The organism is Sorangium sp. So ce176 (assembly GCF_051519835.1).
Taxonomy (GTDB): Bacteria; Myxococcota_A; Polyangia; order Polyangiales; family Polyangiaceae; genus Sorangium; species Sorangium cellulosum_G.
The window spans coordinates 945,691-972,336 of record NZ_CP150371.1; the positions used below are offsets into that span (position 1 = coordinate 945,691).

General features: G+C 72.2%; 21 protein-coding genes. 13 read left to right on the forward strand and 8 right to left on the reverse strand.

Going from position 1 to position 26,646, the window contains the following annotated elements; all coding sequences use genetic code 11:
• Positions 1-144: 144 nt before the first annotated feature.
• Positions 145-2,232 (forward strand): elongation factor G, encoded by a 2,088-nt coding sequence (gene fusA, locus WMF42_RS03540; RefSeq protein ID WP_061608143.1) that lies wholly within the window; start codon positions 145-147, stop codon positions 2,230-2,232.
• A gap of 10 nt (positions 2,233-2,242) precedes the next feature.
• The gene (locus tag WMF42_RS03545; RefSeq protein WP_063815786.1) at positions 2,243-3,559 is read left to right on the forward strand and encodes a hypothetical protein; all 1,317 of its coding nucleotides are present in this window, start codon (positions 2,243-2,245) and stop codon (positions 3,557-3,559) included.
• A gap of 198 nt (positions 3,560-3,757) precedes the next feature.
• Here WMF42_RS03545 and WMF42_RS03550 read toward each other — a convergent pair whose 3' ends face one another.
• A complete protein-coding gene (locus WMF42_RS03550) occupies positions 3,758-4,192 on the reverse strand; it encodes a DUF6918 family protein (protein WP_434045510.1) in 435 nt (144 codons plus the stop codon).
• Positions 4,193-4,577: 385 nt separating this feature from the next.
• Here WMF42_RS03550 and WMF42_RS03555 point away from each other — a divergent pair, with 385 nt between their 5' ends.
• On the forward strand, positions 4,578-5,606 hold the full coding sequence (locus WMF42_RS03555; RefSeq protein ID WP_437690172.1) for a hypothetical protein: 1,029 nt from the start codon (positions 4,578-4,580) through the stop codon (positions 5,604-5,606).
• Positions 5,607-5,671: 65 nt separating this feature from the next.
• Here WMF42_RS03555 and WMF42_RS03560 read toward each other — a convergent pair whose 3' ends face one another.
• Positions 5,672-8,254, reverse strand: coding sequence for a glycoside hydrolase family 15 protein (locus WMF42_RS03560; RefSeq protein WP_437690174.1), 2,583 nt, complete (start codon positions 8,252-8,254; stop codon positions 5,672-5,674).
• Positions 8,255-8,444: 190 nt separating this feature from the next.
• Here WMF42_RS03560 and WMF42_RS03565 point away from each other — a divergent pair, with 190 nt between their 5' ends.
• The 7 genes from WMF42_RS03565 to WMF42_RS03595 all read left to right on the forward strand — a co-directional run bounded on the left by WMF42_RS03565 (position 8,445) and on the right by WMF42_RS03595 (position 14,610).
• Positions 8,445-8,987 (forward strand): OmpA family protein, encoded by a 543-nt coding sequence (locus tag WMF42_RS03565; protein ID WP_233562158.1) that lies wholly within the window; start codon positions 8,445-8,447, stop codon positions 8,985-8,987.
• 187 nt (positions 8,988-9,174) lie between these two features.
• Positions 9,175-9,921, forward strand: coding sequence for a MotA/TolQ/ExbB proton channel family protein (locus tag WMF42_RS03570; RefSeq protein ID WP_061610990.1), 747 nt, complete (start codon positions 9,175-9,177; stop codon positions 9,919-9,921).
• Positions 9,922-9,936: 15 nt separating this feature from the next.
• Positions 9,937-10,440 (forward strand): biopolymer transporter ExbD, encoded by a 504-nt coding sequence (locus WMF42_RS03575; protein ID WP_061610989.1) that lies wholly within the window; start codon positions 9,937-9,939, stop codon positions 10,438-10,440.
• Positions 10,441-10,472: 32 nt separating this feature from the next.
• Positions 10,473-11,297 (forward strand): TonB C-terminal domain-containing protein, encoded by an 825-nt coding sequence (locus WMF42_RS03580; RefSeq protein WP_233562156.1) that lies wholly within the window; start codon positions 10,473-10,475, stop codon positions 11,295-11,297.
• A complete protein-coding gene (locus WMF42_RS03585) occupies positions 11,288-12,655 on the forward strand; it encodes a PD40 domain-containing protein (protein WP_061610987.1) in 1,368 nt (455 codons plus the stop codon). Before WMF42_RS03580 ends, WMF42_RS03585 begins: the two co-directional genes overlap by 10 nt.
• Positions 12,656-13,120: 465 nt before the next feature.
• Positions 13,121-13,693, forward strand: a complete 573-nt coding sequence (locus WMF42_RS03590) for a hypothetical protein (RefSeq protein WP_233562155.1) — start codon at positions 13,121-13,123, stop codon at positions 13,691-13,693.
• Positions 13,694-14,064: 371 nt separating this feature from the next.
• Complete coding sequence (locus WMF42_RS03595; protein ID WP_061610985.1) at positions 14,065-14,610, forward strand: hypothetical protein; 546 nt, start codon at positions 14,065-14,067, stop codon at positions 14,608-14,610.
• Between the two features lie 117 nt (positions 14,611-14,727).
• On the opposite strand, the gene WMF42_RS03600 is transcribed toward WMF42_RS03595, so the two are convergent.
• The 3 genes from WMF42_RS03600 to WMF42_RS03610 form a co-directional block, all read right to left on the reverse strand.
• Positions 14,728-16,413, reverse strand: a complete 1,686-nt coding sequence (locus WMF42_RS03600; RefSeq protein WP_233562154.1) for an FHA domain-containing serine/threonine-protein kinase — start codon at positions 16,411-16,413, stop codon at positions 14,728-14,730.
• A gap of 277 nt (positions 16,414-16,690) precedes the next feature.
• Complete coding sequence (gene thiD, locus WMF42_RS03605; RefSeq protein ID WP_061610983.1) at positions 16,691-17,518, reverse strand: bifunctional hydroxymethylpyrimidine kinase/phosphomethylpyrimidine kinase; 828 nt, start codon at positions 17,516-17,518, stop codon at positions 16,691-16,693.
• Positions 17,519-17,581: 63 nt separating this feature from the next.
• Positions 17,582-17,806, reverse strand: coding sequence for a hypothetical protein (locus WMF42_RS03610; protein ID WP_061610993.1), 225 nt, complete (start codon positions 17,804-17,806; stop codon positions 17,582-17,584).
• A 212-nt stretch (positions 17,807-18,018) separates the two neighbouring features.
• On the opposite strand from WMF42_RS03610, the gene WMF42_RS03615 reads away from it, so the two are divergent.
• From WMF42_RS03615 to WMF42_RS03625, 3 genes are all read left to right on the forward strand, one after another.
• Complete coding sequence (locus WMF42_RS03615; RefSeq protein ID WP_061610982.1) at positions 18,019-18,813, forward strand: ABC transporter ATP-binding protein; 795 nt, start codon at positions 18,019-18,021, stop codon at positions 18,811-18,813.
• On the forward strand, positions 18,810-20,972 hold the full coding sequence (locus WMF42_RS03620) for an ABC transporter permease subunit/CPBP intramembrane protease (RefSeq protein ID WP_437690179.1): 2,163 nt from the start codon (positions 18,810-18,812) through the stop codon (positions 20,970-20,972). The genes WMF42_RS03615 and WMF42_RS03620 overlap by 4 nt, the downstream gene beginning before the upstream one ends.
• 93 nt (positions 20,973-21,065) lie before the next feature.
• The gene (locus tag WMF42_RS03625; RefSeq protein WP_437690181.1) at positions 21,066-21,968 is read left to right on the forward strand and encodes an extensin-like domain-containing protein; all 903 of its coding nucleotides are present in this window, start codon (positions 21,066-21,068) and stop codon (positions 21,966-21,968) included.
• 5 nt (positions 21,969-21,973) lie between these two features.
• Here WMF42_RS03625 and WMF42_RS03630 read toward each other — a convergent pair whose 3' ends face one another.
• The 3 genes from WMF42_RS03630 to serB all read right to left on the reverse strand — a co-directional run bounded on the left by WMF42_RS03630 (position 21,974) and on the right by serB (position 26,622).
• Positions 21,974-23,905, reverse strand: a complete 1,932-nt coding sequence (locus WMF42_RS03630) for a glycoside hydrolase 5 family protein (RefSeq protein WP_437690183.1) — start codon at positions 23,903-23,905, stop codon at positions 21,974-21,976.
• A 120-nt stretch (positions 23,906-24,025) separates the two neighbouring features.
• The gene (locus WMF42_RS03635) at positions 24,026-25,045 is read right to left on the reverse strand and encodes a LacI family DNA-binding transcriptional regulator (RefSeq protein ID WP_437690185.1); all 1,020 of its coding nucleotides are present in this window, start codon (positions 25,043-25,045) and stop codon (positions 24,026-24,028) included.
• A gap of 392 nt (positions 25,046-25,437) precedes the next feature.
• Complete coding sequence (serB, locus tag WMF42_RS03640; RefSeq protein ID WP_061610977.1) at positions 25,438-26,622, reverse strand: phosphoserine phosphatase SerB; 1,185 nt, start codon at positions 26,620-26,622, stop codon at positions 25,438-25,440.
• Positions 26,623-26,646: the final 24 nt, after the last annotated feature.

A 26,646-nucleotide genomic window follows, 5' to 3' on the forward strand; every position in this document is an offset into this window, starting at 1 on the left:
GGCGCTGGGGATGGCGCCGAATTAAGAGCCGCGCCGAATTTCTGACTGGGCGATCGCAAGAGTGCGTCCGCCCGGCTGAGGTTCAACGCGTGCCGCACGCCCTCCACGGGCACGCCCTCACGGGTGCGCGGCGGGGAGCCTTCTGTGATCAGCGATCTGTCCAAGCTGCGCAATATCGGGATCAGCGCCCACATCGATTCGGGCAAGACGACGCTGACCGAGCGCATCCTCTTCTACACCAAGCGAATTCACGCCATCCACGACGTCAAGGGCAAGGACGGCGTCGGCGCGAAGATGGACTCGATGGATCTCGAGCGCGAGCGCGGGATCACCATCCAGTCCGCCGCCACGCACTGCTTCTGGAACGGGCACCAGATCAACGTGATCGACACGCCCGGGCACGTGGACTTCACGATCGAGGTCGAGCGCGCGATGCGCGTGCTCGACGGGGCGATCCTGGTCCTCTGCGCCGTCGCCGGCGTGCAGAGCCAGTCGCTCACCGTCGACCGCCAGATGCGCCGCTACGGCGTGCCGCGCATCGCGTTCGTGAACAAGTGCGACCGCGCCGGCGCGAACCCGCTGCGGGTCCGCACGCAGCTCCGCGAGAAGCTCAACCTGAACCCGGTGCTCCTGCAGCTCCCGATCGGGCTCGAGGACAAGTTCGAGGGCGTCGCCGACCTCATCACGCTGAAGGCCTACCGGTTCGAGGGGGCGAACGGCGAGAAGATCCTCGTCGGCGAGATCCCGGCCGACATGGCCGACGAGGTGAAGGCGGCGCGCGAGGAGATGCTCGACGCGCTGTCGATGTACTCCGACGAGCTCACGGAGGCGATCCTCGAGGAGCGCGTCACCGAGGAGCTGCTCAACAAGACGATCCGCGAGGCGACCGTGAAGCTCCAGATCGTCCCGGTGATGATGGGATCGGCCTACAAGAACAAGGCCGTGCAGGTCCTGCTCGACGCGGTGACCCGCTACCTGCCGACCCCGGCCGACATCACCAACAAGGCCGTGGACGTCGAGAAGAACGAGGCCGAGGTCACGCTGTCGAGCGACCCGGAAGCGCCGCTCGTGATGCTCGCGTTCAAGCTCGAGGACGGCCGCTTCGGCCAGCTCACGTACATCCGCCTCTACCAGGGCAGCCTGAGCCGCGGCAAAGAGGTCACGAACATCCGCACGGGCAAGCGCCACAAGGTCGGCCGGCTCGTCCGCATGCACTCGGACGAGATGGAGGACATCGAGGGCGCGAGCGCGGGCGACATCGTCGCGATCTTCGGCATCGACTGCAACTCCGGGGACACGTTCACGGACGGCAGCGTGAGCATCGCGATGACGTCGATGCACGTGCCCGAACCCGTCATCTCGCTGACGGTGACGCCGAAGGACAACAAGGCCCAGGCGAACATGTCGAAGGCGCTGCGCCGCTTCACCAAGGAGGACCCGACCTTCCGCGTCGGCGCCGATCCGGAGAGCGGCGAGACGATCATCCAGGGCATGGGCGAGCTCCACCTGGACGTCTACATCGAGCGCATGAAGCGCGAGTACGCGGCCGAGGTCGTCACGAGCCCGCCGCGCGTCGCCTACCGCGAGACGATCACGCGCCGCGTGGACTACACCTACACGCACAAGAAGCAGACCGGCGGCTCGGGCCAGTACGGCAAGGTCGGCGGCTTCATCGAGCCGTGGGAAGAGGCGCCGTTCCGGTTCGACGACCAGGTCGTCGGCGGCGCGATCCCGCGCGAGTTCATCCCCGCGGTCGAGAAGGGCTTCGTGTCGATGCTCGCCAAGGGGCAGCTCATCGGCGCGCCCGTCACGGGCGTGTCGGTCACGCTGAACGACGGCGCGGCCCACTCGGTCGACTCCTCGGACATCGCCTTCCAGGAGGCCGCGCGCGGCGCCTGGCGCGAGACGTACCCGAAGGCCGGCCCGCAGATCCTCGAGCCGCTGATGAAGGTCGCGGTCGAGGGGCCGAGCGAGTACCAGGGCGGCATCGTCGGCATCCTCATGCAGCGGCGCGGCATCATCATCGGTTCGACCGAGGCGGACGCGTTCTGCCGGGTCGAGGCGGAGGTCCCGCTTTCCGACATGTTCGGGTTCTCGACCGTCCTTCGTTCTGCCACCCAGGGCAAAGCCGAGTTCACGATGGAGTTCTCGCGCTATGCTCCCCTTCCGGCGGCTCTCGCTGAGGAGCTCATCAAGAAGTACCGGGAAGAGCAGGCCAAGAAGGCCAAGTGAGGGGGGCGGCATGTACCGCAAAGAGGTGAACGAGCGGAGCCCCATGCGGGTCTTCGAGGGGTCGATGCACGGCGGGCTCGGTCGCGGCAACGTCGGCGTCATCGTCTCTCGGCCCGGCGTGGGCAAGACGGCGTTGCTCGTGCAGATCGCGCTCGACGACCTGCTCCGGGATCGCCGGGTGCTGCACATCTCGCACGAGAACGCTGTCGATCACGTGCGCGCGTACTACGACGAGATCTTCCACGATCTCGCGCAGTCGATGCGCCTGGCGGAGCCGGAGGCCGTCCGGCTCGAGGTCGAGCGGCACCGGCAGATCTACTCGCACCTCGGACACGTGAAGGCGTCGACCTCCTCGACCGAGGAGGCGGCGCGGCTGTGGGTGGAGAAGGTGCTCGAGACGGTGGGCTTCGCGCGCGGCGTCGCCCACTTCGAGCCCGACGTGATCATCGTCGACGGCTTCGACGTGGCGATCGCGTCGGAGGCGGCGATGGAGACGCTCGCGCGGCTCGCAAAGGAGCGCTCGGCCGAGGTGTGGGTCGCGGCCCAGATCGACGAGCCGGGCGCCCCGGGCAAGCTGCCGGCTGCCCTCGAGAAGGTCGAGCGCCACGTCGGCGTTGTCGTCTACCTGCAGCCGGAGCGCGACGTGGTTCGCCTCCGGCTGCTCAAGGACCACGGCAGCAAGGACCTCGCCGATCTCCACCTGCGCCTCGATCCGCACTCGATGCGGGTCGTGGACGAGGACGTGCGCCCCCCCTCGGAGCGGCCGAAGGACCCGCGGCAATTCCGCCTGCACTCGGGCGGCGCCAAGGGTGCGGAGGCCGAGTTCGGCGCGTGCGCCGAGCGGTATGGGGTGCAGGAGATGAACTACAGCTTCGAGGGCCACCGGCTCCTCGAGCGGCAGCGGGGCGTCGTCGTCCTCGGGGACGACGAGCTGCGCAAGGGCGACTTCAGCCTCGTCTACGTGTCGCGGCGCCTCGGCCGCGTGCTGAGCGAGATCCCGCTCGTGCGCAACATCCTCCAGACGATCTGGCACCAGATCAACGCGGCCAGCCAGGTCTTCGTCGTGGGGACGCTCCAGGACGACGGCACCGTGCGCGGCGGCACTGGCTGGGGCGCGGAGCTCGCGCGGCTCTGGAAGAAGCAGCTGTTCGTCTACGATCAGGAGAAGCGCGGCTGGTTCCGCTGGAGCGGCTCCGCGTGGGAGATCGCGCGGCAGCCGAGCATCATCAGCGAGAACTTCGCCGGCATCGGCACGCAGGACCTCAACGACGCCGGCCGCGACGCGATCCGCGATCTCTTCGCGCGGAGCTTCGGCGACCCTGGCTGAGCCGAGGCGCGGGCACCCCGCCCGCGCGTGAGCTCTCCCTCGCGCGCGCGCATCCGCCGCGCGCGAGGGGCGTTTCCTCTCCATGATGCGGTCGAGCCGGTGATCTTGCCGCGGGGGCGCAGCTCCCTCACGCGGCCGGGCCGGTGATGTCGCCGCGGACGCGCAGCAGGCCGGCGCCGACCTGCTGCGCCGGGTGGCTCAGGACGCGTGCTTCTGGATGAGCTGGGCGAGGCGGGGGACGGCGTCTTCGACGTTCTTCTTCGCCGAGCCGCGCAGCTTCTCGTAGGTGCCGCGCACCACGCCGCTCGTCGACGTCTTCGCCTTGTCGTCGGTGACGCTGAGGAGCGCGTCGGCGACGCGCGAGCGGTTCGTGGTCAGGTACGAGCTCGCGTTCCCGCTGCTCGTGGCCTCGGTCCAGAGGGGGTCGAGCTTCTTCGCGAACTCGGGCAGGAGCTTCTCGACCACCTGGGCGATGAAGCCGGGCTTGATGCCCTTCACGGCCGCGTAGCCGGCCTTGACGGCGAGGCCGGAGAGTCCGCCCTTCGAGGCCACCTCCTCGTCGACCAGCGTGCAGCAGTCGGCGATGACCTGGGATTTCTTGTTCGCGTCGAGCAGCGCTTCGCTGAGAGCCATTCTCGATATCCTCCGGGCGCTTCGGGGGCCGGACGTGGCCCCCCAACCCTTGTCAGCGTGACCCCCGGCAGGGAGCCCCGACCACGTCGGGCGGACCGGCGGCCCGCTCCCGACCACATCGAAGCGCGGCTCTTACCACAGCCTCTCAGGGGGAGGCATCGCAAGCGCCCGCACGAGAACCCTTCGGTCCTGGACGGCCCTCGCGCCTCCCCCGCCGTCCGGGATGGCCGCGAAGCGCTGGCCCGCGCGCGATCCTCCTGTGCGCGAGCGCCGAGACCGCATGCACGGCCACCTCAGGCGCGCCATACTCGGGATGTAATTTAAATCACAGTTTCTGTGTGGTGGGCGCTCGCCGCTGTCATGTGGCGAGGCCCGCGGGGGGCTCATGGACGTCTACTGCGAAGTCTGCGGGATCGTCACCACGGTTTCGAGCGACGCGCGCGGCGGGTCCGCGCTCGAGTGCTGGGTCTGCGGCGGCGCGATGTTCCGCGCGCAGGGGAGGGTCACGGCGGCGCCGCCGGCGTCGGAGCGCTCGATCCGGCCTCCTCCTCCGCTCCGGCGGTCGAGCGCGCCCTCGGTGCCGCGGGACGACGACGACCCCACGATCATGGATCTCCGATCGCTCGCCCTGAAGTCGTTCGTCGCGGCCCATCCCGCCGCGAGGACGGCGATCGCGCCGGCGGCCGTGTCGGTCGCGCCAGGCGCGAGCCCGGGGGCGAGCCCGATCGGGCCGGCCGAGGGCCCGGTGGTGGTCGAAGCGCCGCCGAGCGTGCGCGACGTGCTGCGGTTCCACGACGCGCTCGTGCCCGTCGCGCCGCGCGCGCGGGCGTGGGATCGCGCCCGCGTGCGCGCGATCGTGGCGGCGTCGCTCGCCTGCGCCCTGGCGATCGCGGCCGCGCTCGCGCTGGTCGTCGGCCAGACCTCGCGCGCGCCGGGAGCAGCGCTGCCGCGCGGGGCGCAGCGCGGCGTCTCCCGGGCAGCGGAGATCGCGCGCGCTGTGAGCGCGTCGGTCGAGGCGCCCGCCCACGTCATCGAGGCGCCCGCCCACGTCAGGAGGGCGCCGCGCGCGCCGGAGACGCGGGTGCCTGGGGCGGGCGATGGCGAGGCCAGCGCCGTCGCACCCGGCGCGGCGCCGCAGCCGCGCGCCGCCGAGAAGGCGAGCGCCGGCGCGGCGTCCGCCGGCGGCGCTCGCGCGACCCCCGCCGCTCGAGCCGGCGCGCTCTCCGCTACCGGCGCCCGCGCGACCTCGGCGAGGGGCACGCCCGCGCGCCAGCCCGCGGCGCCGCCCGCGCCCGAGGAGGCACCGCGACCCGCGCCGCCGGTCTCGCTCGCGGACGCGATGGCCGCCGCGGTCGCCGATCCGCCGCCCCCCGCCGCCGCAGAGGCGCCGTCGAAGGAAGACGCCGACGAGTAGCGCGCGGTCGGCCGACGTCAGCGCCGCGCGGTCGGCCGACGTCAGCGCCGCGCCGTCGGCCGACGTCAACGCCGCGCCCCCGCGCGCCTCCGCCGCGCGAGGCCCACCGCGGCGGCGGCCGCCGCGAGCAGCGGCCATCGCCCTGCGCCCTCGGTGGGTGCGAGCCGGCACCCGCAGCCGGCGTCGTCCAGCACGCCGCTGCCGCCTCCTCCGCCAGCGCCGCCGCTGCCGCCTCCTCCGCCGGCGACGCCGGCGCCGCCGGTGCCGCCGGCGCCGCTCGCGGGCCCGCCCCCCGCGCTGCCGCTCGTGTCGCCCTCGTCGAAGTACGCGCCGCAGGCCGGTCCGACGACCAGCCCGTCGCGCGCCGCGAGCGCGAGCGCATAGACGCCCGCGCCGAACCCGATCATCGGCGCGTTGAACTTGTAGGCGCCGCTCGTCTCGTCGTAGGTCTCCGCGATGGCGAGGTAGTTCGCCGCCGACTGGTCGAGCACCCACCGGAGCAGCCGGTCCGAGCGCGCGTCGTCCCCCATGAGCCGCGCGGCGACAGCGCCGCGCAGATCGGTCACGACCCACTCGGCGCTGTCGTACTCGCTGCCCCAGGGGCTCAGGTCGTCCGCGCCGGCGTGATCGGTGCGATCGTCGTTCCGCGACCACCCCGCGCCCGCGGGGGCGCGCAGGTGCTCGTCGAGCCCGGCCAGCGTGGCGGCGGCGATGCGCCCCCGCGGATCGAACAGGCCCATCGCGATCCCGTCGAGCACCGCCGCGTCCCAGTAGCCCGCGCCGGCCTCGACCTCCTCCAGGCTCGCGCCGAGCGCGCCCGAGGCGTCCGTGAGCCGCGCGGCGATCGCGGCGCGCAGCTGGTTCGCGGCGCCGCGGTACCCGGCGGCCCGGTCGGCCTCCCCGCGGCGCTCCGCGATGTCCGCCGCGTCGCACAGCCCGCGCGCCGCGGTGATGCTCGTGTACGCGAACGAGCGCTCGCGCCCGTTCCAGTGCGTCTCCCAGATCGACGAGTCCTTCCGGATGAGGCCCGTCTCCGGATCGATCAGCGCGACGAGGGCGTCCGCGACCTTTCCCGACGCCGTGGCCCAGTGCTCGTCGACGAACGCCGTGTCCCCGGTGAGCTCCTCGTACTGGCGCAGCGCCCAGAGGAAGAGGCCGAACCCATCGAACTCCAGGTTCGGGCCGAAGGCGTTGAAGTCGGTCTCCTCGACCCCGAAGCCGTGGTAGCGCACCAGGCTGATCTGGTACGGCGGCATGTCGTACGGAGCGAGTTCGTTCCAGTCCTGGAACCGCCCCGCCTCCGCGCCGAGGTAGTAGCCCAGCGCGTCGCGCGCCTCGGCCTTCATGCCGAGGGCGGCCATCGCCACGGTGGCGTAGGCGCCGTCGCGGATCCAGGCGACCGTCCACTCGCCGGGCGGGAGGCTCGCGAGGACGGCGCCGCGGCCGCGGTGGGCGACCGTCGCCGGCAGCGCGGCGGGCTGGCCGCCGAGCGTCGTGCCGAAGCGCGTGGCGCGCGGCTCGCCGTCCTGCGTCAGGTGCTCGCGCAGGAACGCGTGGCTCTCGCGGGCCTGCGCCATCCGGAGCATCACGGCCGACTGCCGGAGCAGGACCTCCTCCTCGACCGTCGTCGTGGGCGGCACCTGGATCGCGCCCTGGAACGCGCGGTACGCCGCGATCTCGTCCGCGACGACCTCGGCCGCGCCCTTCGCGCCGAGGTACGCGTCGAGGGCGCCCTGCACGCTCGGGTCCGCCGCGCCCGAGGGGTCGCCGTGGTGCGCGAACACGACGCCGACCCACCGCGCCTCGCCGGGGCCGATGCTGCCGAGGTCCCACTGGAACGCGCTCACGGAGCCGTCCGCGGTGGGCGCGGCCCCGTCGAGGTCCGGCAGGTCGGCGACGGCGCCGGCCTCGACGATCCGGTAGACGTCGAGGTCCGGCGGGCTGCTCGCGCTCGAGGCGCCGTGGCGCGCGGCCGGCTCGAGCGCGCGCGCGACGACCACGCCCGCGAAGGCGCGCTCGAGGAAGTCGCGCCGGCCCTCGCCCCCGTCATAGGCGACGGTCTCGCCCGACTCGCCGATGTCGGCCATCACGCCCGGGCGCCCGAAGCCGAGGTGGAGGTTGTGCAGCGAGAAGGCCGCCACGTCCTCTGCCGCCACGTCGCCCCGGTTCTGGACCCGCATCGCCATCACGAAGCCGGCCTGCTCGAGGCCCTGCGGCGCGAAGAAGAACTGCGTGCACTCGAGGTTGCCGACCCGCTGTACCATCGTGACGACGCCGGTGCCGCCGCGCTGGCCCTCGGTCCAGCCGGCGTAGCCGCTCGCGTCGAGGTCGACGGGGACCTCGGTCAGCCACCGCTGCTTCCCCTCGGAGCGCAGCCCGAAGTACGCGTCGTAGAGCAGATCGCGCGTGGGCACGACCTGCGGCTGGTTGCCGACCCAGACCTCATCGCCGCGCTCGTCGAGGCGCGGCTCCTCGGTGCCGAACAGGTGCTCGCGGAAGTGGGTGAGCCGCGCCTGGCCGAGGTCGAGGAGCACCGCGCCGAACCCGTTCGACGACGGCAGCTTGAAGAACGTGCGCTTCACCGGCACCTCGGCCCGCGCCGCGGCGGGCGCGGCGAGCGCGACCGTCGCCGCCGCGACGCCGAGCAAGAGGACCGCGGCGCCCCGGATTCTCGGGGCGCGAGGCCGCTCAGATCGTTGGTGGTCCAAATATTTCCGCGCGAGGTCCGGGCGATGCATCGCGGCACTTTACAGGAATGCTCAACAACCCGGCGCGCCGGCCCGCCAGCGCCCGCTCAAAATGCTGCAACGCGCTCCGCGGCGTGGTAACGGCATGCCCATGACAAAACTGCCTGCGTTGATCCTCGTGGTCTTGGCGCCGCTCGCAGCGCTGGCGGCCGGCTGTGGCTCCGATCCGCAGCCGCCGCCGAACGTCGGCGGCGATGTCGCGCCTCCCCCGCCGGCGCCGCCCGCGCCTGCCCCGAAGCAGGACACAGCGAAGCCGACGAGCGGGTCGATCCGTATCGATGACAAGATCCTGAAGGCCTGCGGCGATCTGCCGACCGCCCGCTTCGCGTTCGACTCGACGCAGATCGAGGGCGAGGCGGCGAGCGCGCTCGACGCGCTCGCGCGCTGCTTCGCCTCGGGTCCGCTCAAGGGCAAGGGGATGAAGCTCATCGGCCACGCCGATCCCCGGGGTGAGACGGAGTACAACCTGGGCCTCGGCCAGAAGCGCGCCGGCAGCGTCGCGGAGTACCTCAGCACGAAGGGCGTCGAGCAGGGCCGCATCGCGACCTCGTCGAAGGGCGAGTTCGAGGCGACCGGCACGGACGAAGAGGGCTGGGCGCGCGACCGAAAAGTCGACATCCTGCTGGCGGAGTGAGCCCGGCGCGGCCCGCGCGATCGACGCGGCGCTGCCTCCCGCGCGTGGCCCGCGCGGCGTTGACGACGTGAAGAGAGGGCCGCGGCCGGTCCCCCGGGCGACGGAGGGGGCCGCTGCCGCAAACCGCACTGAACGGGGCCGCCTGCGGATCCCCTGACGAGCCGATTCCCTGACCGAAGAGATCGATATGGCCTTCCAGCAAAGCGTCCCCGAGGCGGCGACGGCGGTCCCGATCAAGCTCGATCCCGTCTCCCTGATCCTCCACGCTTCCGGTCCCGTCTTCCTGGTCGTCTGGCTGCTGATCTTCGCGGCCATCCTCGTGTGGGTGATCGCCGTCCTCAAGGTCCTCCAGCTCGCCCGGCTGTCCTCGCAGCAGGCGCGGTTCGAGCAGGAGTCGGCCCAGGCCCACTCGCCCGATCAGCTCTTCGCGCTCGCGCAGCGGCACGCCGACGCGCCGGGCGCCCGCGTGGTGCTGGAGCTCAGCCGCCGCGTCGGGACCAGCAAGCTGCTCGACTCCATCGCGAAGCGCGCGATCGTGACCGAGACGCAGCGGGCGAGCTCGCTCATGCCGACGCTCTCCTCGATCGCGGCCGCGTCGCCGTTCATCGGCCTGTTCGGCACCGTCTACGGGATCATGGACGCGTTCCTCCGCATCGGGCAGCAGAAGAGCGCGTCGCTGCCCGTCGTCGCCCCGGCCATCGGCGAGGCGCTCATCGCGACAGCGATCGGGCTGTTCGCCGCGATCCCCGCGGTCATCGCCTACAACGCGATCAACAAGCGCATCGACGACCTGCTCTCCGCGCTGGAGGCCTCGAGCGAGGGCTGGGTGGAGATCGCGTCGATCTCCGCCGTCGCGCGGGGGATGCAGGAGTCCATCCCGCTGGCGCTCCAGCGGTCGAGCGACCGGCCCACGCCGGTGATGCCGAAGAGCTGAGGGGCAGGGCCGATCATGGCGATGTCGGGCGGAGGGGGGCGCAGGCGGCGCGGCGGCGGCTTCAGCGAGATCAACGTCACGCCGCTCGTGGACGTGATGCTCGTGCTCCTCGTGGTGTTCATGGTGACCGCCCCGCTGCTCACGGCCGGGCTCCGGGTCGAGCTGCCGAACGTCTCCGCCGAGGAGGCGCCGACCAAGGACACGAAGCTCGTCGTGACCATCACGAAGGAAGAGAAGATCCTCTTCGGCGAGGACGACGCGACCGCCGACATCGAGGGCGTGCTCGCCTCGAACGGCCGCGTGCAGAAGGAGAAGGAGCTCTACATCCGCGCCGACAAGGACGCCCGGTACGGCGCCGTGGCGCGGGTCGTCGCCGCCGCCCGGGCCGCCGGGGTCGAGGGGCTGAACCTCCTCGTCCAGCCGGAGCTCGAGCCCGAGGGCGCGTCGCCGCCGCAGCCCGGCGGGGCGGCGACGGGCAACGCCAAGGGGGCGGCGCGGCCGGGCGGGGCGACGCCGTGAGCACGGCCGCGGCGCGCGCGCCAGGACCGAGGATGCCGTCAGGGCAGCGCCGGCCGAGGAGCGACTTCCGCCCGCGGGACATCGCGATCGCTGTCGCTGTCGCGGTCGCCGTGCAGGCGGGCGCGGCCGTCGCGATCAGCCTGGCGGATCTCTCGCAGACCGCTGTCGCGCCCGAGATCGACAAGGGGCCGAGCGTCCCGGTGAAGGTCGTCCCGGTGCTCGACATGGACACGCCGCTGCTCAAGCTGGGCGGCAAGCGGGACCGGATGAAGCTGCCGGACCGGTGGGTGCGCCAGACGCCCAAGCCGCGCGTCGAGCAGAAGGCGTTCGTGTCGCCGGACGCGGGCAAGACCGAGAAGGACATCCCGCCCCCGGAGGTCAAGGTCGCCGACGCGGGCACCGCGCCGCCGCCGCCCGACGCCGAGATCGCCAAGCAGGTCGACATCGAGCTCGATCCGAAGACCGACGCGGGGGAGGCCCCCAACGTCGACCAGGAGGGGCATGCGGACGGCGTGAAGGAGGGGACGGAGACCGACCCCCTCAAGGCGCGCGCGGTGGACCTGTACCTGGCCCGCATCGCGGGCTGGTTCTCGAGCAGGTTCCGCGTGAGCGGCTCGGGGCTCCCGCCCGAGGAGCTCACGAAGCACCGGCCGCGCGCGGTGATCGTCCTGTCGGACGGGCAGATGGTGAGCTACACGCTGACGCCGAGCGGGAATCCCGTGTTCGACGCGGCCGCGCAGGCGACGCTCGAGGGGGCGAAGGGGCAGGCGTTGCCGCCGCCGCCGGAGAACTATCCCGATCTCGGGCAGAAGCAGGTGAGCGTCACGTTCGTCTGTAGGGAGAACACATGCGACTAGCTCGATACGCCCTCGGCGCCCTGGCGCTCGCCGCCGCCGCGCTCGCTGCCCCCCCTGCTCCAGCCCAGGCGCCTGCTCCGACGCAGGCGCCCTCTCCCGCGCAGGCGCCGGCCTCGACGGCCCCGCCCAACCCGGACGAGCTGCTCGGCCACATCACTGTCGTGGCCGGCGCGTCGCGCCCGCTCCCGAAGATCGGCGTCCTGCCGTCGCTCGTCTCCGATCCCGAGGACGTCACGCTCCACAGCGTGGTCCGGCGCGACCTCGAGCTGTGCGGCGAGTTCGAGGTGCTGCCCGACAGCGCCGCGCCGGACGGCCTCTACCTCTCCGACAGCCCGGTGGACGTGAAGGCGTGGTCCGCGAAGGGGGTCGAGGCGGTCGTGAGCGTGCGTGGCAAGAAGGTCGGCCCCGACAAGGCCGAGCTCGTCGGCCAGGCGTTCCTCGTGAACCGCGGGCAGGCCCCGGTGTTCGACAAGAGGTTCATCGTGCCCCTCCGCGACGTGCGCTTCGAGTCGCACCGGGTGGCGGACCAGCTCATCGGCGCCCTCACCGGCCAGAACGGCGGCTTCGCCAGCCACATGACGTTCGCCTCGGGCTCCGGCTCGCTGCGCCGCGTCTTCACCATCGACGCCGACGGCCACGACGCCAGGGCCATCTCGCCGCCCGATCAGACAGCCATCGCCCCCGTGTTCGGGAAGAACGAGCAGCTGCATTACGCGGCGAGCGTGAAGGGCGACGAGTACAAGATCTTCACGACGGCGGGCGGGCCGATCTCGCTGCCCGTGAAGGGCTCGGTCTATGGCATCGCGTTCTCGAAGGACCGGTCCCAGGTGGCGCTCAGCATCGGGGTGGGGTCGACGATCAAGCTGTTCTCGGGCCCCGACTTCCAGAGCATCAAGCCGGCGTCCGACGTGGGGATGGCGCTCCACCCGGCGTTCTCGCCGACCGGCAAGCTCGCCTTCTCCGGCGAGGGCAGGTACGGACAGCGCATCTACGTGGGCGGCAAGGCGATCTCGCCGGACGGGCTCTTCGCGTCGGCGCCGACGTTCTGCAACCATCCCGACGGGGTGAAGGCGGTCTACGCCGTGGGCGTCGGAAAGAACACCGACCTCGTCGTTTCGGGGGAGATGGGCGGCGGCCTCGCGCGGCTGACCCAGAATCAGGGCCGGAACGGATACCCGGCCTGCAGCCCCGACGGGCGACTTGTGGCGTTTTTCTCCACGCGCACATCCGGGGAGGGGCCAGGTCTCTACATCATGCGCGTCGACGGGCAGCGCCCGAAGCGGATCTCCAACCTGCTCGGCGACTCGCTCCGCTGGGACCCGCTGCCGCCCGGCAAGGCCGTCGAAGCGAAGAACTGACCCGACCGGCGGCGCTGTCCGTGGCCGCCGCGGCCGCCGACCGACGTCGAGCCCCCGGCGGTGCGCAGGCGCGGCGCACGGCGCGCCGCCGCTGCACGCCGCATCAAGGCGTCCGGCACGCTCGATCTGCCGAGCGCTCCTGTTCCTCGGAAACCACGTCGGCCGAGAGGCGAGGCGTGGACATCCGGCGCGCTCCGCGCCGGTGAGCGCCCGCACCACTGGCGCCGCGGCGGTCTCGTTTCTCAGCAACTTCTTCTGCCTGGACACGTCTTCAAGGTGGGCAGTTCCTGCGCGCTCCGGCGGGTCGGTGCGGAGCGCGACGCGAGGCGATGCCGCGACCGCCATTCCGCTTCTTTGGCCCGCTGCGTCGGTCGCGGTTAGCCTCCGGACTGCTCACGGGAGAGTTGGCTGGAAAATTGCAGCAAGCCGCCCCGGTCAGCGAGCGAAACAGAAATGGAGGAGAGCATGGTGTCGAGCCGCATCTGGACCGCCCTTGCGATCGCGGGAGCTTGCTGCGTTGGTGGCTGCAGCTCGGCAGCGGCGGTTCAAGAAACCAGGATCAGCGAGCAGGGGGGCTTCCGGGACCCGGGGCTCCGGCTCGCCTCGGCGGAGGACGGGGGCTATTGCGGCGCCGAGGTGCTGCGCTGGCAATACGACGAGGCCGCTTCGACGCTGCGGCTCGCGGATTCCCGGCTGATGCTCGATTGCTGCGGCAAACGCGCGATCCACGTCGAGAGGATCGACAGCCTCTACGAGGTCACCGAGCGCGACGAGCCGGACGGCGCCGAGGGGCGCTGCCAGGAGCAGTGCGCATTCGACCTCTCGGTTGGCGTGCAGGACGTCCCGCGGGGCGAGGTCTACGTGAAGCTGCTGCGCGACGTCGTCGATCAGCAGGGCGGCCCGGCCGTTGTCTGGAGCGGCTCTCTCGATCTCGACGTGGCCGCGGGCGCGGTGGTCCTCGACGACTTCCCCGCCGATGCCGGCTGCCAGGAGCAGATCCCGCCGCGCCGCCGCCCCACGACCGTCGCCGCACGGTGACCGCGGCTCCCGCGTCCCTCGTCAGGTCCCGAGTCCGACACGACAGGCAAGGGGTCGTGGGCTGAGCTGCCGACACCGACGAGCGGTGGGATGACCGGGCAGGTCAACCGACCATGACGTTGATGGTCGGAGAACCGCTCGCACTCTACCACGAGTGCCTGGACAGTCGGAAGAGAAACGAGTACAACCCATGCGCATGTGCGTGCGGCTGCTCCGGGGTGCGGTGCGCGGGCGGCCCATGCGTTCGCTGACCTGAGGCTGCGTCCGAGGCATCGCTGCGGAGAGCGCGCCGGACGTCCTTATTTAAAAGCCCTTGGAATTCATTTTGGGCGTATTTTGACAGTGTGGCAGGACAGCAAGGAAGTCTGGGCATGAGCTACGTGGGGGTCTGTACGGCGCTTGCAACGGTGGGATCGCTGCTTCTTCTCGGCGCGTGCCTGGAGACGGAGCCCGCCCGGGTGGGGGTCGTGAGCGAGGCCGGCGGATTCGTCGATCCGGAGCGCAGGCTCGCGGTCGAGGGGGATGAGAGCTACTGCAGCAGCGAGGTGCTGCGCTGGCGCTACGACCGGTCGAGCGGAGCCCTGACGATCGCGGACAGCCGCTTGCTCCTCAACTGCTGCGGCCAGCGCGCGATGCACGTCGAGCGGATCGACAGCATCTACGAGATCACCGAGCGGGACGAGCCCGACGCGGCGAACCCGCGATGCGACGCTGTCTGCGCGTTCGACTTCACGGTGGCGATTCCGGAGGTCGCCCCGGGGAAGGTCTTCGTGCGGCTGCTGCGCGACGTGGTCGACGCGCAGGGCAGCGCGGAGCTCATCTGGCAGGGGGAGATCGACGTCCGGAAGTCGGTCGGCCAGGTGGTGCTCGAGCGCGCCGCCGCATCGAGCGACGCCTGCGGCGGATCGTCCCAGTAGGCGCGCTTCCGCTCCGGCGTGGGAGCGGTCCCTTGCGGTGAGCGCTCGCGCGACCGCGCGGCGGCTCAGCGCGAGAGGCCGCGCAGCGTGAGGGCCCCCGCGCTGCGCGGCAGGCCCTCAGTCGATCAGCGTGCGGGCGGGGCGGCCGGGCTCGCACTTCACGAGCGTCGCGGTCAGCTCGAGCGTCTCGGGCAGCGTGCCTTGCACCTGCGCGACGACCTGCTCGACAACGTGCTGCGCCTCGTCGAGGTTGGGCCCCACGATGGAGACGACGAACGTGAGCGGGCCGGTGCGGCCGGCCGCGGCCGGCGTCAGGCTGAGCAGCAGCGTCTGCGTCAGATCGACGACCTGGAGCGCGGCCTTGCGCAGCGCGAGCATCTCGAGGATCGTCGGCCGCAGGCTCACGAGGCCGTTCTGGCCGCGGAGCTCGAAGCGCGCGATCTGCATCGGCACCTCGGCCCACTCGGCGAAGAAGCCGTCCTCATCGATGGCCTTCATCAGGTGCTCGCGCACGAGCAGCCCCGTGAGGCCGTCGCGCCGCGCGAGGTAGCGCTTCGCCTTGTCGTGGTGCGGGGAGTCCGGTCCGAACGTGACCACCATGAGGCGGCACTCGCCGAGCTGCACCTCGGCCCCGTGGAGCAGCGACACCTGCGCCTTGCGCTCGAAGGGGAAGTCCGCGTACGTGCCGTTCGTGCTGTTCAGGTCCTCGACAAGCCAGGAGCCCGTCTGCCACCGGAGCAGCGCGTGCGACCCGGAGACGGTCGCCTCGGCCAGGACGAGATCCTGATCGCTGCGCCGGCCGATCGAGAGCACCGGCTTCTGCAGGGGGAACAGGATCGAGACGCTGTCGGGCGCGTTCGTGGCGTACGTGATGAGCAGCGACTGCGCGCCGGGGGTGAACTGCGTCTTGATGGCCCGGCCGGGCGCGGGGCCGGGGTCGATGCGCTCGCGCGGGAGCTGGATCGGCGCGGTCGTTGTCTGCGTCGGGTTGAAGAACCGCATGTGCCGCGCCTGCGGGCGCATCTGCGGATCCGGGTTCAGCGCGCGGAAGATCTGCCTGATCTCGTCGTTGGTGAGCGCGGCAGGCACGTCGAAGGTGATCTGCTGCTTCATCGTCTTGAGCCGCGGCTTGTAGCCGGGCTCGGGGACGCGGCAGGTCCACATCTCCCAGAGCGTCAGCGCCGCGGCGTAGACGTCGTCCTCGGGGCTCGCGCCGCCGTTGCGCAGCCGCTCCGGCGACATGTAGTGAGGCGTGCCGCCGTCCGGCGGCGCCCCCGGCTTGCGCACGGCCGCGCGCGCGCGCTCCTTCGCGAAGCCGAAGTCCAGGATGACGGCGCGATCGTCGGCGACCATCACGTTGCCGGGCTTCAGATCGCCGTGCACGAGCCCCTGCTGGTGGATGGCGGCGAGCCCCGCGCAGACGTCGGTCGAGATCTTCCGGAACTCGTCGGCGCTGAACCCGCCGGCCGCCTTGCGCTTGCGGATGTGGTTGTGGAGCGTCTGCCCGGGGATGTACTCCATCACGAGGATGGGCCCCCACGGGCTCGGCGCGAGGTCGTGCACGCGGCAGACGTTCGGGTGGCGAGCCTTCTGCGCGAGGATCACCTCCTGCCGCAGGGCCTCGTCGTCGCCCGGCATGGCGGAGGCCTCGGGCACCACCTTGAGCGCAACCTGCTGCTGCGTCAGGCGATCGAAGGCCAAGAACACCTCGCCCATGCCGCCTTTGCCGATGCTCTTCAGGACCTCGTACCGGTCGTTGATGACCGTGCCGACGTCGATGGGAGGGAGGGGATCTTTGGTCACGGCCACGGGCGCACAAAGGGTGAGGAAGAGCTCCGCGCCGGCGCCGAAGCTGAGGCGCCGGCACGCCGATACGGACTGCGCGCAGGGTCGTCCATTCGAGCCCCGGGCGCAACGAGTCGTTGCACGGACGCTGCGGCTGGCCCGTCCGGCGCGCCGCGGGGACGCCGCGCGGGCGGCGCGGGCGGCGCGGGAGGCGCGGGGAAGCGCGCGCGGCTCGGGCCTCGAGGGGCCGCGCGGCGCGGTCCTCCACAGGAGCGTGGGGCTCGCCGCGCCGTGTTCAGGAGAACGGCCGCACCGTGTGGGCGTGGTTCAGCGGGCCGTGGCCGTGGCCGAGCCCGGGGGCGGCGTGCATCGCCTCGCGGAGGTAGCGGCGCGCGCGCGCGATCGCGGGCACGAGGGCGAGGCCCTGGGCCAGGCCGGCCGCGATGGCCGAGGCGAGCGTGCAGCCCGTGCCGTGGGTGGCCCGCGTCTCGATGCGCGCGTCCTCGAACAGCCGCTCGCCCGCCGTGGCCCCGAGCGCGCCGGGCTCCGGCGCGGTCTGGAGGACGTCGACGACCGTCGCGCCCGGGAGGTGGCCGCCCTTGAGCAGCACGGCGCGCGGGCCCATGGCGAGCAGCTGCGCGGCGGCGCGGCGCATCGCGTCCACGCTGTCGATGACCGTGCCGGTCAGCGCCTCGGCCTCGGGGATGTTCGGCGTGAGCAGCGCGGCGAGCGGCAGGAGGCGGCGGCGCAGGGCGCCCTCCGCCTGGGGCTCCAGCAGCCGCGCGCCCCCCTTGGCGACCATCACGGGGTCGACAACGAGCGGCGCGCCGCGGCCGAGGCGCTCGTAGACGCGCGCGACCTCGTCGATGACCTCGGCCGAGTGGAGCATGCCGGTCTTGATCGCGTCCGCGCCGATGTCGTCGAGCACGAGCTCCATCTGGCGGCCGATGAAGTCGGGCGGGACCGGGAACACGGCGGCGACGCCGCGGGTGTTCTGGGCGGTGAGCGCGGTGATCGCCGTGGCGCCGTACGCGTCGAGCGCGGTGACCGCCTTGAGGTCCGCCTGGATGCCGGCGCCGCCGCCCGAGTCGGACCCGGCGACGATGAGCACGCGACCCTTCATGGAGCCCGTCGGCCGCAGGCGGTCGCCGGCGAGGTGTGGATGTCGATCATCTGCTGCTCGGCGTCAGTAGTGCTTGTCGAGGACCGCAGGATCGATGGTCGTCGAGAAGACCGTGTCACAGCGCCGGCATCTGTACTTCACCCTGGTCGGGCGGGCCGAGATCCCGAAGGCGAGCTGGATGTAGCCGAGGACGCGATACTCCGCCTCGGCGCTCACCATGTAGTGATCACGGCCGTGTCCGCAGGGACACTGGGCCCGCTCCGTCGTGGTGCGATTGCGGTAGGGCATGGAAGAGGTGCTCGGATCCATGAGGGCTCGACGGGTAGTGTAGGGAGTCCGCGGCGCGAGTCGAGCAGCGCGTGCGGAGAAGCGGCCGCCCGGAGGACACGGCCGGCCGGCGTGATCAGGGGCGGCGCGCCGGGGCGCTCCTCCGAGGTCCGGCGGACGATGGCGGAACCAGCGCTTTGCGCGCTGCTGCGGACCGGATAGGACATGCCGCCATGCGCGCCGCACTCCTCGCCGAGCGTCTGGTGAAGCGGTTCGGCGACTTCACGGCCGTGGACGGGATCGACCTCGCCGTGCGCCCCGGGGAGGTCGTCGGCCTCCTGGGGCCGAACGGCGCGGGCAAGACGACGACGCTGCGGATGCTCGCCGGCATCCTGTCGCCGACCGCGGGGCGCGTCCTCATCGGCGGCGTCGACCTCGCGGCGACGCCGCTCGAGGCGAAGCAGCGCATCGGCTTTCTGTCCGGCGACACCCAGCTCTACCAGCGCCTCACGCCCCGCGAGGTGCTCCGCTACTTCGGCAGGCTGTACGGCATGAGCGAGGCAGCGCTCTCGCGCCGCATCGACGCGCTGGTGGCCGACCTCGAGATGGACGCGTTCGCCTCGCGGCCGTGCAGCACGCTGTCCGCGGGGCAGAAGCAGCGCGCCAACATCGCGCGCGCCTTTCTCCACGAGCCGGAGGTGCTCATCCTCGACGAGCCGACGACCGCGCTCGACGTCCTCAGCGGCCGCTTCATCGTCGAGTCGATCCGGCGCGAGCGCGCCGCGGGCAAGGCCGTCCTCTTCTCGACGCACATCATGGGCGAGGCCGAGTACCTCTGCGATCGCATCGCCCTCCTGCACGAGGGGCGCATCGCCGACACCGGCGCGCTGCCGGAGCTGCTCGAGCGCACGGCCACCACGAACCTGACCGACGCCTTTCTCCATCACGCGGCGCGGAGCCGCTCGCGCGGGGCGGGCGATGCGGCGGAGCGCGCCGGCGCGCCGGCCGGGGGAGGGGAGGCGCCGTGAGGCTCGCCATCGTCTGGACCATCCTGCGCAAGGAGCTCGTCGAGTCGCTCCGGGATCGACGCACGCTCGTGCGCCTGCTGGTCATCCCGGTCCTGCTCTACCCGCTGTTCGCGCTCGGGATGAGCAAGCTCATCGGCTCCGAGGTGGCGGCGCGCGAGGCGCGCTCGTCGCGGATCGCTGTGTGGGGAGAGCTCGCCGAGGACCTGCGCGAGCGGCTGGCGTCGGCGGGCAAGATCGAGCTCGCGCCGTGGGAGGGCGCGCCCGCCGACGTGCGCGAGGGGCTCGCCTCGGGGGCGCTCGCGCCGCCGGCGGACCCGGAGGCCGGAGCGGAGCCGGAGCCAGACAAGGAGGAGGGGCAAGACGAGCGGCCGCGGTGGACCGAGCCGGAGAACCCCGTGCTCGCCGCGGCGCGCGCCGCGGTCAGCGAGCGCAAGGTCGACGCGGTGCTCATCCCGTGGCCGACGCTGCGGGCCGAGCTGGAGCGCGGCGGGAAGGGCGCCGTCGCGATCTACTTCGACTCGGTCCGCGCCGACTCGGCCATGGCGGAGGCGCGCCTCGAGGGCGCGCTGCGGCGGGCGCGCAGGGCGATCGTCGCGGATCGCGAGGCGGCGCGCGGGCTGCCCGAGGGGTTCTCGAGCGCCTACGACGTCGTGCCGCGCGACGTCGCGCCGGACAGCCGCAAGGTCGGCCAGATCCTCGGCTCGATGATGCCGATGATGCTGATCCTGATGTCGCTCCTCGGCAGCTTCCTGCCGGCGATCGATCTCACGGCGGGCGAGAAGGAGCGCGGCACGATGCAGACGCTCCTGTGCGCGCCGGTGCGATCGATCGAGATCATCTCGGGCAAGTTCCTGGCCGTGTGGGTCATCTCCCTGCTCACGGCGCTCGGCAACGTGGTGAGCCTGTCGCTCACGGTCAGCCGGATGCTGCCCGACGTGATGGTCGTCGATCCCTGGATCTTCGCGCTGACGTTCGTGCTGCTCGTGCCGGTCACGCTCCTGTTCTCGGCGCTGTTCCTCGCGCTCGCCGTGTTCGCGAAGGACTTCAAGGACGGCCAGAACGCGCTCATGCCGGCGTACCTGCCGCTCTCGCTGCTCGCCGGCATCACGGCCCTGCCGATCGTCGAGCTCAACCCGTGGACCGCCTACGCGCCGGTGCTCAACATCGCGGTGCTGATCAAGGCGCTGTTCCTCGGGGAGGCGCCTGTCGATCTCCTCTTCGCGGCGCTCATCTCGTCGGCGCTCTACGCCTGCCTCGCGCTCCTCTTCGCCGCGCGCGTCTTCGCGCGCGAGAGCGTGCTCCTCGGGGGCCACGAGTCGGCGAGCGCGGTGCTGGGCCTCGGGCGCCGGGCTGGCGGGACGCCGACGGTCGGCTTCTCGCTCGCGGCGTTCGCGGGCGTGCAGGTGCTCTTCTTCTACGGCAGCCTGCTCATCGAGCGCGCCAGCGTGGCGGTCCAGCTCGCCGTCTCGCAGGTCGGCTTCTTCCTTCTGCCGACGCTCGCGCTGGTCGCGGGCTTCGGCTACGCGCCGCGGGCGACGCTCGGCCTCCGGCCGCCCTCGGTGCGGGGCCTCGCCGGGGCGCTGCTCCTCGGCGTGTCGGCGTGGATCGCGCTCGGCGGCACCGTCCTCCGGTGGTTCCCCGCGCCGGAGCGCTTCGCCCGCGAGCTCGGCGAGCTCGTGCTGCTCGGCGGGCAGCCGTACCTCGTCGTGCTGCTGCTCGTCGCCGTGACGCCGGCCGTCTGCGAGGAGCTCCTGTTCCGCGGCCTCGTCTACGCGGGGCTGCGCCGCGCCGGGCCCGCGGTGGCGATCGGGGTGTCGGCGCTCCTCTTCGGGCTCGCCCACGGCTCGGTGTACAGGCTCTTGCCGACGTTCTCGCTCGGGCTCGCGCTCGGCTACGCGCGGCACCGCACCGGCTCGGTGCTGGCCGGGGCGCTCCTCCACGCCCTGAACAACGGGATCGCCGTGACGCTGCTCTATTTCAAGCCGCCGTGGACGCAGGGCGTCATCGAGGAAGCGGTGCCGTGGAGCCTCACGGCCGGCGCGATCGTGGTGAGCCTCGCCGGGTTGCTCCTGCTGCGGGGGACGCGGACGCCGGACGAGCCGGGAGAAGAGCCGCGCGGCGGGGGCGAGGCGGCCGGAGGCGGCGCGACAGTGGCCTGACGCAGGTGAACCGGTGCGCTATGTGAGCTGCAACCCGGAGATGGGCAGGTCGCTCGTCTTGCGCGGCTCGCCCTCCGAGGTACGGAGATCGGTGTGCACGCACGCTTGCTTCCGGCGCTCGCCGCGGCGGCGATGATCTCGGTGATGTCCTGTTCCCACGGGAGCCCGACGCTCTCCGAGCTCGGTGGAGCCGCGCTGATCGCGCCCCCGGCGCCGGCCTTGCCTGGAGCGGCGTCCGCCCTCGCCGGCGGTGCGTCGGCCTCGCCGGCGCCCGCCGTCGCGGCGCCGCCGGTCGCCGGGGGAGAGCTTGCGCCGCCGGCGCCTGCGTCGTCCGGAGGGGCGGGCGCCTGGGTCGACCACCTCGCCGACGCCGCCGGCCTCCGCGAGCGGCCGCCGCGCGCGCAGCGGCAGTGGAACCACATCGCCGCGGCCGCGGGCGCGGAGTGCCGCGACGCGCTGAAGAGCACGGGCGCGCGGTTCCAGCCGATCCCCGACACCCAGAAGCCGAACAAGAAGGGGTGCGGCATCCCGCGCGGCGTGCTGCTGAGGCGCGGCCCGACAGGCGTCGTGTACTCGCCGCCGCTGCAGATCGACTGCTCGCTGGCCTTGCGGCTGGTCGATATCGAGCGCGTCATCCAGGAAGAGGCAGAAGCGCACCTGGGCTCGCCGATCACCCGCATCAGCACGCTGGGGAGCTATGCCTGCCGGGAAGTGGTCGGCAGGATGCGCAAGTGGAGCGAGGGCCTGAGCGAGCACTCGTTCGGCAATGCGTTCGATATCGCGCGCTTCACCCCGAAGCGCGGGCGCGCGATCAGCGTGCTCCGCGATTACGTGCTGTATGGCAAGGAGCCGAGCACCCGGGAGGGGCATTTCCTGAGGAGCGTGACCCGGCGGCTGCGCGCCGATGGGGCCGCGTCGCGCGTCCTCGGGCCGGACTTCGACGCGAGCCACCGGGACCACCTGCACGTCGATTGCGGGACGCCCCGCTGGTACTGAGCCGCTTACTGCGCGCGCAGCTCGAGGATCCGCACGTCGTACGGCGCGAGCTCGACCGTGTGGACCGGGGTCTCGCCGCCCCGCTCGACGAGGTGCCCCGAGGCCGCGGCCGGCTTGACCGAGAGCGGCTGCTCCGACTGGCTCACCAGGAACACGAAGCGACGTCCGTCGCGGTGGCGCAGGGTGTCGGCCGCGACGCGCGGATCGTCCACGGTCACCGGCCGCCGCACGCCGGCGAGCGCGGCGAGCGCGTCGTAGAGCCGGTAGGTCGGCTCCGGGTTGACCCGCGGGGTCGCCGCGGCGAAGTGCTCGACCGGATAGGTGCAGAGCACGATGCTGCCGCGACCGACCTGGCGCCGCAGCAGCGCCGGCCGGCCGCGCTGGTCGACAGCCACGACCTCCGCGCCTCGGGGACGCACCGGCAGGTAAGCGCGGCTGTGCTCGGTGCCGGCCACCGGGAACGTGAGCGTGGTGCCCTCCGCGATCGTGCCGAAAGGGCGCTGGAAGGTGAGCGTCGCCTGCGCGTCCTCGACCGGGTCGACCATCCCGTAGCGGAGCTGGTGCTCGACGCCGAACATCGCGTCGAGGTGCGCGTACCACGGACCGCGCTGCGAGCCGTGCGTGCCGTGGCAGTACGACGCGTAGACGACCGCGCCCTCCGAGGCGAGCCGCTCCAGGAGATGCCAGGTCGGCGCGGTGAGCTGCTTGGTGGACGGCAGGAGATACAGCCGGCAGTCCTCCGCGATCCCGTCCCGCTCCCGGGTCAGCCCGACCGGCAGGTCCGCCTCCTTCGCCGCGATGTAGGCCTGTCGCAGCATGGTGAACAGATAGCTGCGGTCCTCGGCCTCGGTGAACGGAAACGCGCCCTCCAGGTACGACGGGACGATCAGCGCCGCGTCGGCCGGCTCGCGCTCGCAGCCGAGGACGTCGATGTCGGCCAGCACCCTCGCGAAGCGGGCCATCTCCACGAGCTGCGGCTTGGGGCGACCTTCGGTGGTCGTCAGCCCGAAATGGAGCTCGAAGGGGTGATGCCGATAAGGGTCCTGGTGAATGAGGTCGAAATCGGTGTTGTTCCAGCCGATCCAGCCGGTGGCGCCGGCCAGCAGCGTGTTGTGGAGGACCTGCCGGTAATAGTGCGCGGCGTTCTCGCCCGACACGAAGTCCGAGGAGACCCCGAACTCCTCCAGCACGACCGGCTTGCCCAGGAAGCCCGTGAGCTCGCAGATGAACGCGGCGCCGTAGTGCTGGCGGACCATGTCGTTCTCCATCCGGTACACGTGAGGACCGAGGAAATCGACGAGCGCGCCGAGATCGCGGACGGAGAACCCGTTGTCGTTGCCCGTGACCTCGATGCCCCACGCGCCGTCGCCGATCGAGATCGGCTGGCTCGCCCCGCCCGCCCGCAGCCCCTGCACGAGGAGGCTCGCCCAGCTCGTGACGGTCTCGCGCACGGACCGCTCGCGCTCGCCGTAGATCGGCATCTCGTTCGAGATGAGCCAGCCGGCCACCGCCGGGTGGCCCGAGAAGCGCCGCGCCATCTGCTCCGCGAACCACGCCTGCCGGGCGACCATCCACACGTCCCCATAGAGGTCGCGCCCGCGCCGCCAGACAGGATCCCAGTTCTCGCCCGACATGTGGCCGACGAGGAGCGTCGGGATCGTGGTCAGCCCCGCCTCGGTGTGGGCCTCGAGGAAATCGCCGTAGCGCGCGGCGCACTCCTCGTCGACCCGGTCCGGCTCGGGCATGAAGTGCGGCCAGTAGAAGAACGACCGGGTCATGGTGAGGCCGTGCTCGGCGAGCACCCGGAGCTCCTCGCGGATCAGGGCCGGATCATAGCTCTTCCACATGAGCGGGCCGCCGCGCCTCGACCAGAAATTGGCCCCGAGCCAGGCGACCGCTCGATTGCGGACAGCGACTTTGGCGAAATTGCGGTGCATGCTCCCTCTCGTGCTGGTCTGGTCGCGCCCCTGCTGCGCGCGGCGAGAAGAGCACTTAATCGGTTCAGTGTCCACGGCCTCGAAGGAGGGCCGCGCCGCCTCGCGGGCGATGGGCTCGGGTCAGGGGGGCGCGGGCGGCGCGGTGCTGCCCCGCGTCGCGAGGGTCGGCGCGCTGCACTCGGCGTCGTCGATCGGCTCGCCGGCGACGAGGCGGAGGAGCAGCGCGGCGGCGCGCGAGCCGTGCTCGGCGATGTTGCGGCGCACGGCGGTCAGGGCGGGGTGCACGAGCTGGCACAGCGCCGAGTCGTCCCACGCCACGATCGAGAGGCGCTCGGGCACGGGGACGCGCATCTCGTGCGCGACCGCGAGCGCGGCCACGGCCATCACGTCGTTGTCATAGACGATGGCCGTCGGCGGCGTGGCCTGCGCGAGCAGCCGGCGCGTGGCCTGGCCGCCCGCCTCGCCCGTGTAATCGGCGTGGACCGTCTCCGCCCGCTCGAGGCGCCTCTGGCGGGCGGCGGCGTTGAACGCCTTCGTGCGGATCGCGGTGTGCAAGAACTCCGCGGGGCCGGCGACGCGCGCGATCGACCGGTGGCCGAGCGCGGCGAGGTAGTCGACCACCGCCTTCATGGCGCCGCCGTCGTCGCTCCACACGCCCGAGAGCTGCCCCTTGCCCGCCGGCCCGCCGATGACGACCGCGGGGAGCCGCAGCTCCTCGACAAGCTTCACGCGCGGATCGTCCTCGCGGAGGTCGACGAGGATCACCCCGTCCACCCGCCGCTCGGCCCACCAGCGGCGGTAGGTCTCCACCTCGGCCGCGCGATCCTCCGTCACCTTGAGCAGCAGCGCCTCCGCCTTCTCGGACAGCTCCGCCTCGATGCCCGAGATGAGCTGCATGAAGAACGGCTCGATGCCGAGCGTGTGCGCGGGCCGATCGATGACCAGGCCGACCGCGTTCGCGCGCCCGTCGGAGAGCGCCCGCGCCGCGTTGCTGGGCTGCCAGCCCATCTCGGCCGCGATGGCGAGGATGCGCTCGCGCGTCGGCTCCGACACGCCGGGCCTGCCGTTGAGCGCATAGGAGACCGCTCCCTTGGATACCCCTGCACGCCACGCGATGTCCGTGATCGTCGGACGCTTCACGCCTCACCTCCGCTGCCGGGCGGCGGATCGAGCCCGCCGGGTGAACCGGCTCCATCGCCAGGCCTCGTCTGGATAGCACGGCGGCCCCGAGGCGAGCCGACGCTCGCGCAGGCGCCGAGCGCCGCCGGAGACCGCCGGGTCTGCGCAGGCGCTCCCACATCCATCCCGGCGCCCGCGGGCGCCGCCGGCGAGCGGCGCGGCCGGCGCGCCGGGAGCACCAGCCCATGGCTGACCGGCCAGCCGAGAACTTAATCGGTTAACTGCTGGTGCCCGGCGCGGCTGTCGAGGGGCCGCGCTGCACTGGGTCAGGCGCCGCCCGCTCGGTCGCGGGGCGCTGTGTCGGCCGGACTCTGTTTCTTCGTCCCTGGTCGAGACTCGATGTCTCGCGCCGCTCACGCCACTTCCAGGAGCTCGCGCTCGGTGAGGCCGAGGAGGAAGAGGATGGCGTCGAGGCCGCTCGCGGACAGGGAGGTGTCCGCCGCTTCCCGGAGCTTGGGCTTCGCGCGGAACGCGACCCCGAGCCCGGCGCGCTGGAGCATGAGGAGGTCGTTGGCGCCGTCGCCCACGGCGATGGTCTGATCGAGGAGCACGCCCTCTGCCTGGGCGATTGTCTCGAGCAGCTCCGCCTTGCGTTGCGCGTTGACGATGGGGCCTGTGACCCGTCCGGTCAGCTTGCCGCCTTCGACCTCGAGGGCGTTCGAGTAGGCGTAGTCGATCCCGAGCCGGACCTTCAGCGCCTCTGCTGCGATCGAGAACCCGCCCGAGATCACCGCGGTCCGGTAGCCGAGCCGCTTCAGCACCCGGATGAGCGTCTCGGCGCCCTCGGTGATGGGGAGCTCTGCGGCGAGCTTCCGGAGCACGCCGATGTCCAGGCCGCGGAGCAGCGCGAGCCGCTGGCGGAGCGACTCGTCGTAATCCATCTCCCCCTGCATGGCCCGCTCGGTGATCTTCGCGACCTGCTCCACGACCCCTTTGGCCCGCGCGAGCTCGTCGATCACCTCGATGCGGATGAGGGTCGAGTCCATGTCCATGACGACGAGCCGCTTGCTCCGCCGGAAGAGCCCCTCGCGTTGCAGGGCGAGGTCGAAGCTGTTCTGCATCGCGAGCGCCAGCAGGGCCTGCTTGAGCGCGTCGGCCTCCTCCTCGCGCCGGAGCAGCACCTGGATCTCCACCGACGAGAGCCGCTCGACCGACAGCCGCGCGATCTTCTCGATGTTCGCGTCGTGCGCCGCGAGGGTCGCGGCGACGCCGTGGAGCTGCTTGGCGCCGAGCTCCCGCCCGATCGCCGTCACCACGTAGCGGCTCCCGGGCGCCCGCGCCGGGGCGCCCCCGTCGAGCGGCTTGAAGTCGAGCGCCACGCCGAGCTCCTTCGCGGCGAACAGCAGCTCCTTGAGCCCGCTGCGCGTCTCCGGGAAGAGCACGAGCAGCGCGAGGTTCAGGTTCCCGTGCACCACCACCTGCTCGATGTCGAGCAGCGTGGCGCCGATGTCGCTGAGGATACCGGTGAGCCGAGCGGTGATGCCAGGGGAGTCCCTGCCCGAGACGGTGATGAGGATAGGATCGGAGGGTACGGCCATCGCAGGCCCCTTAACAGGCCCGTG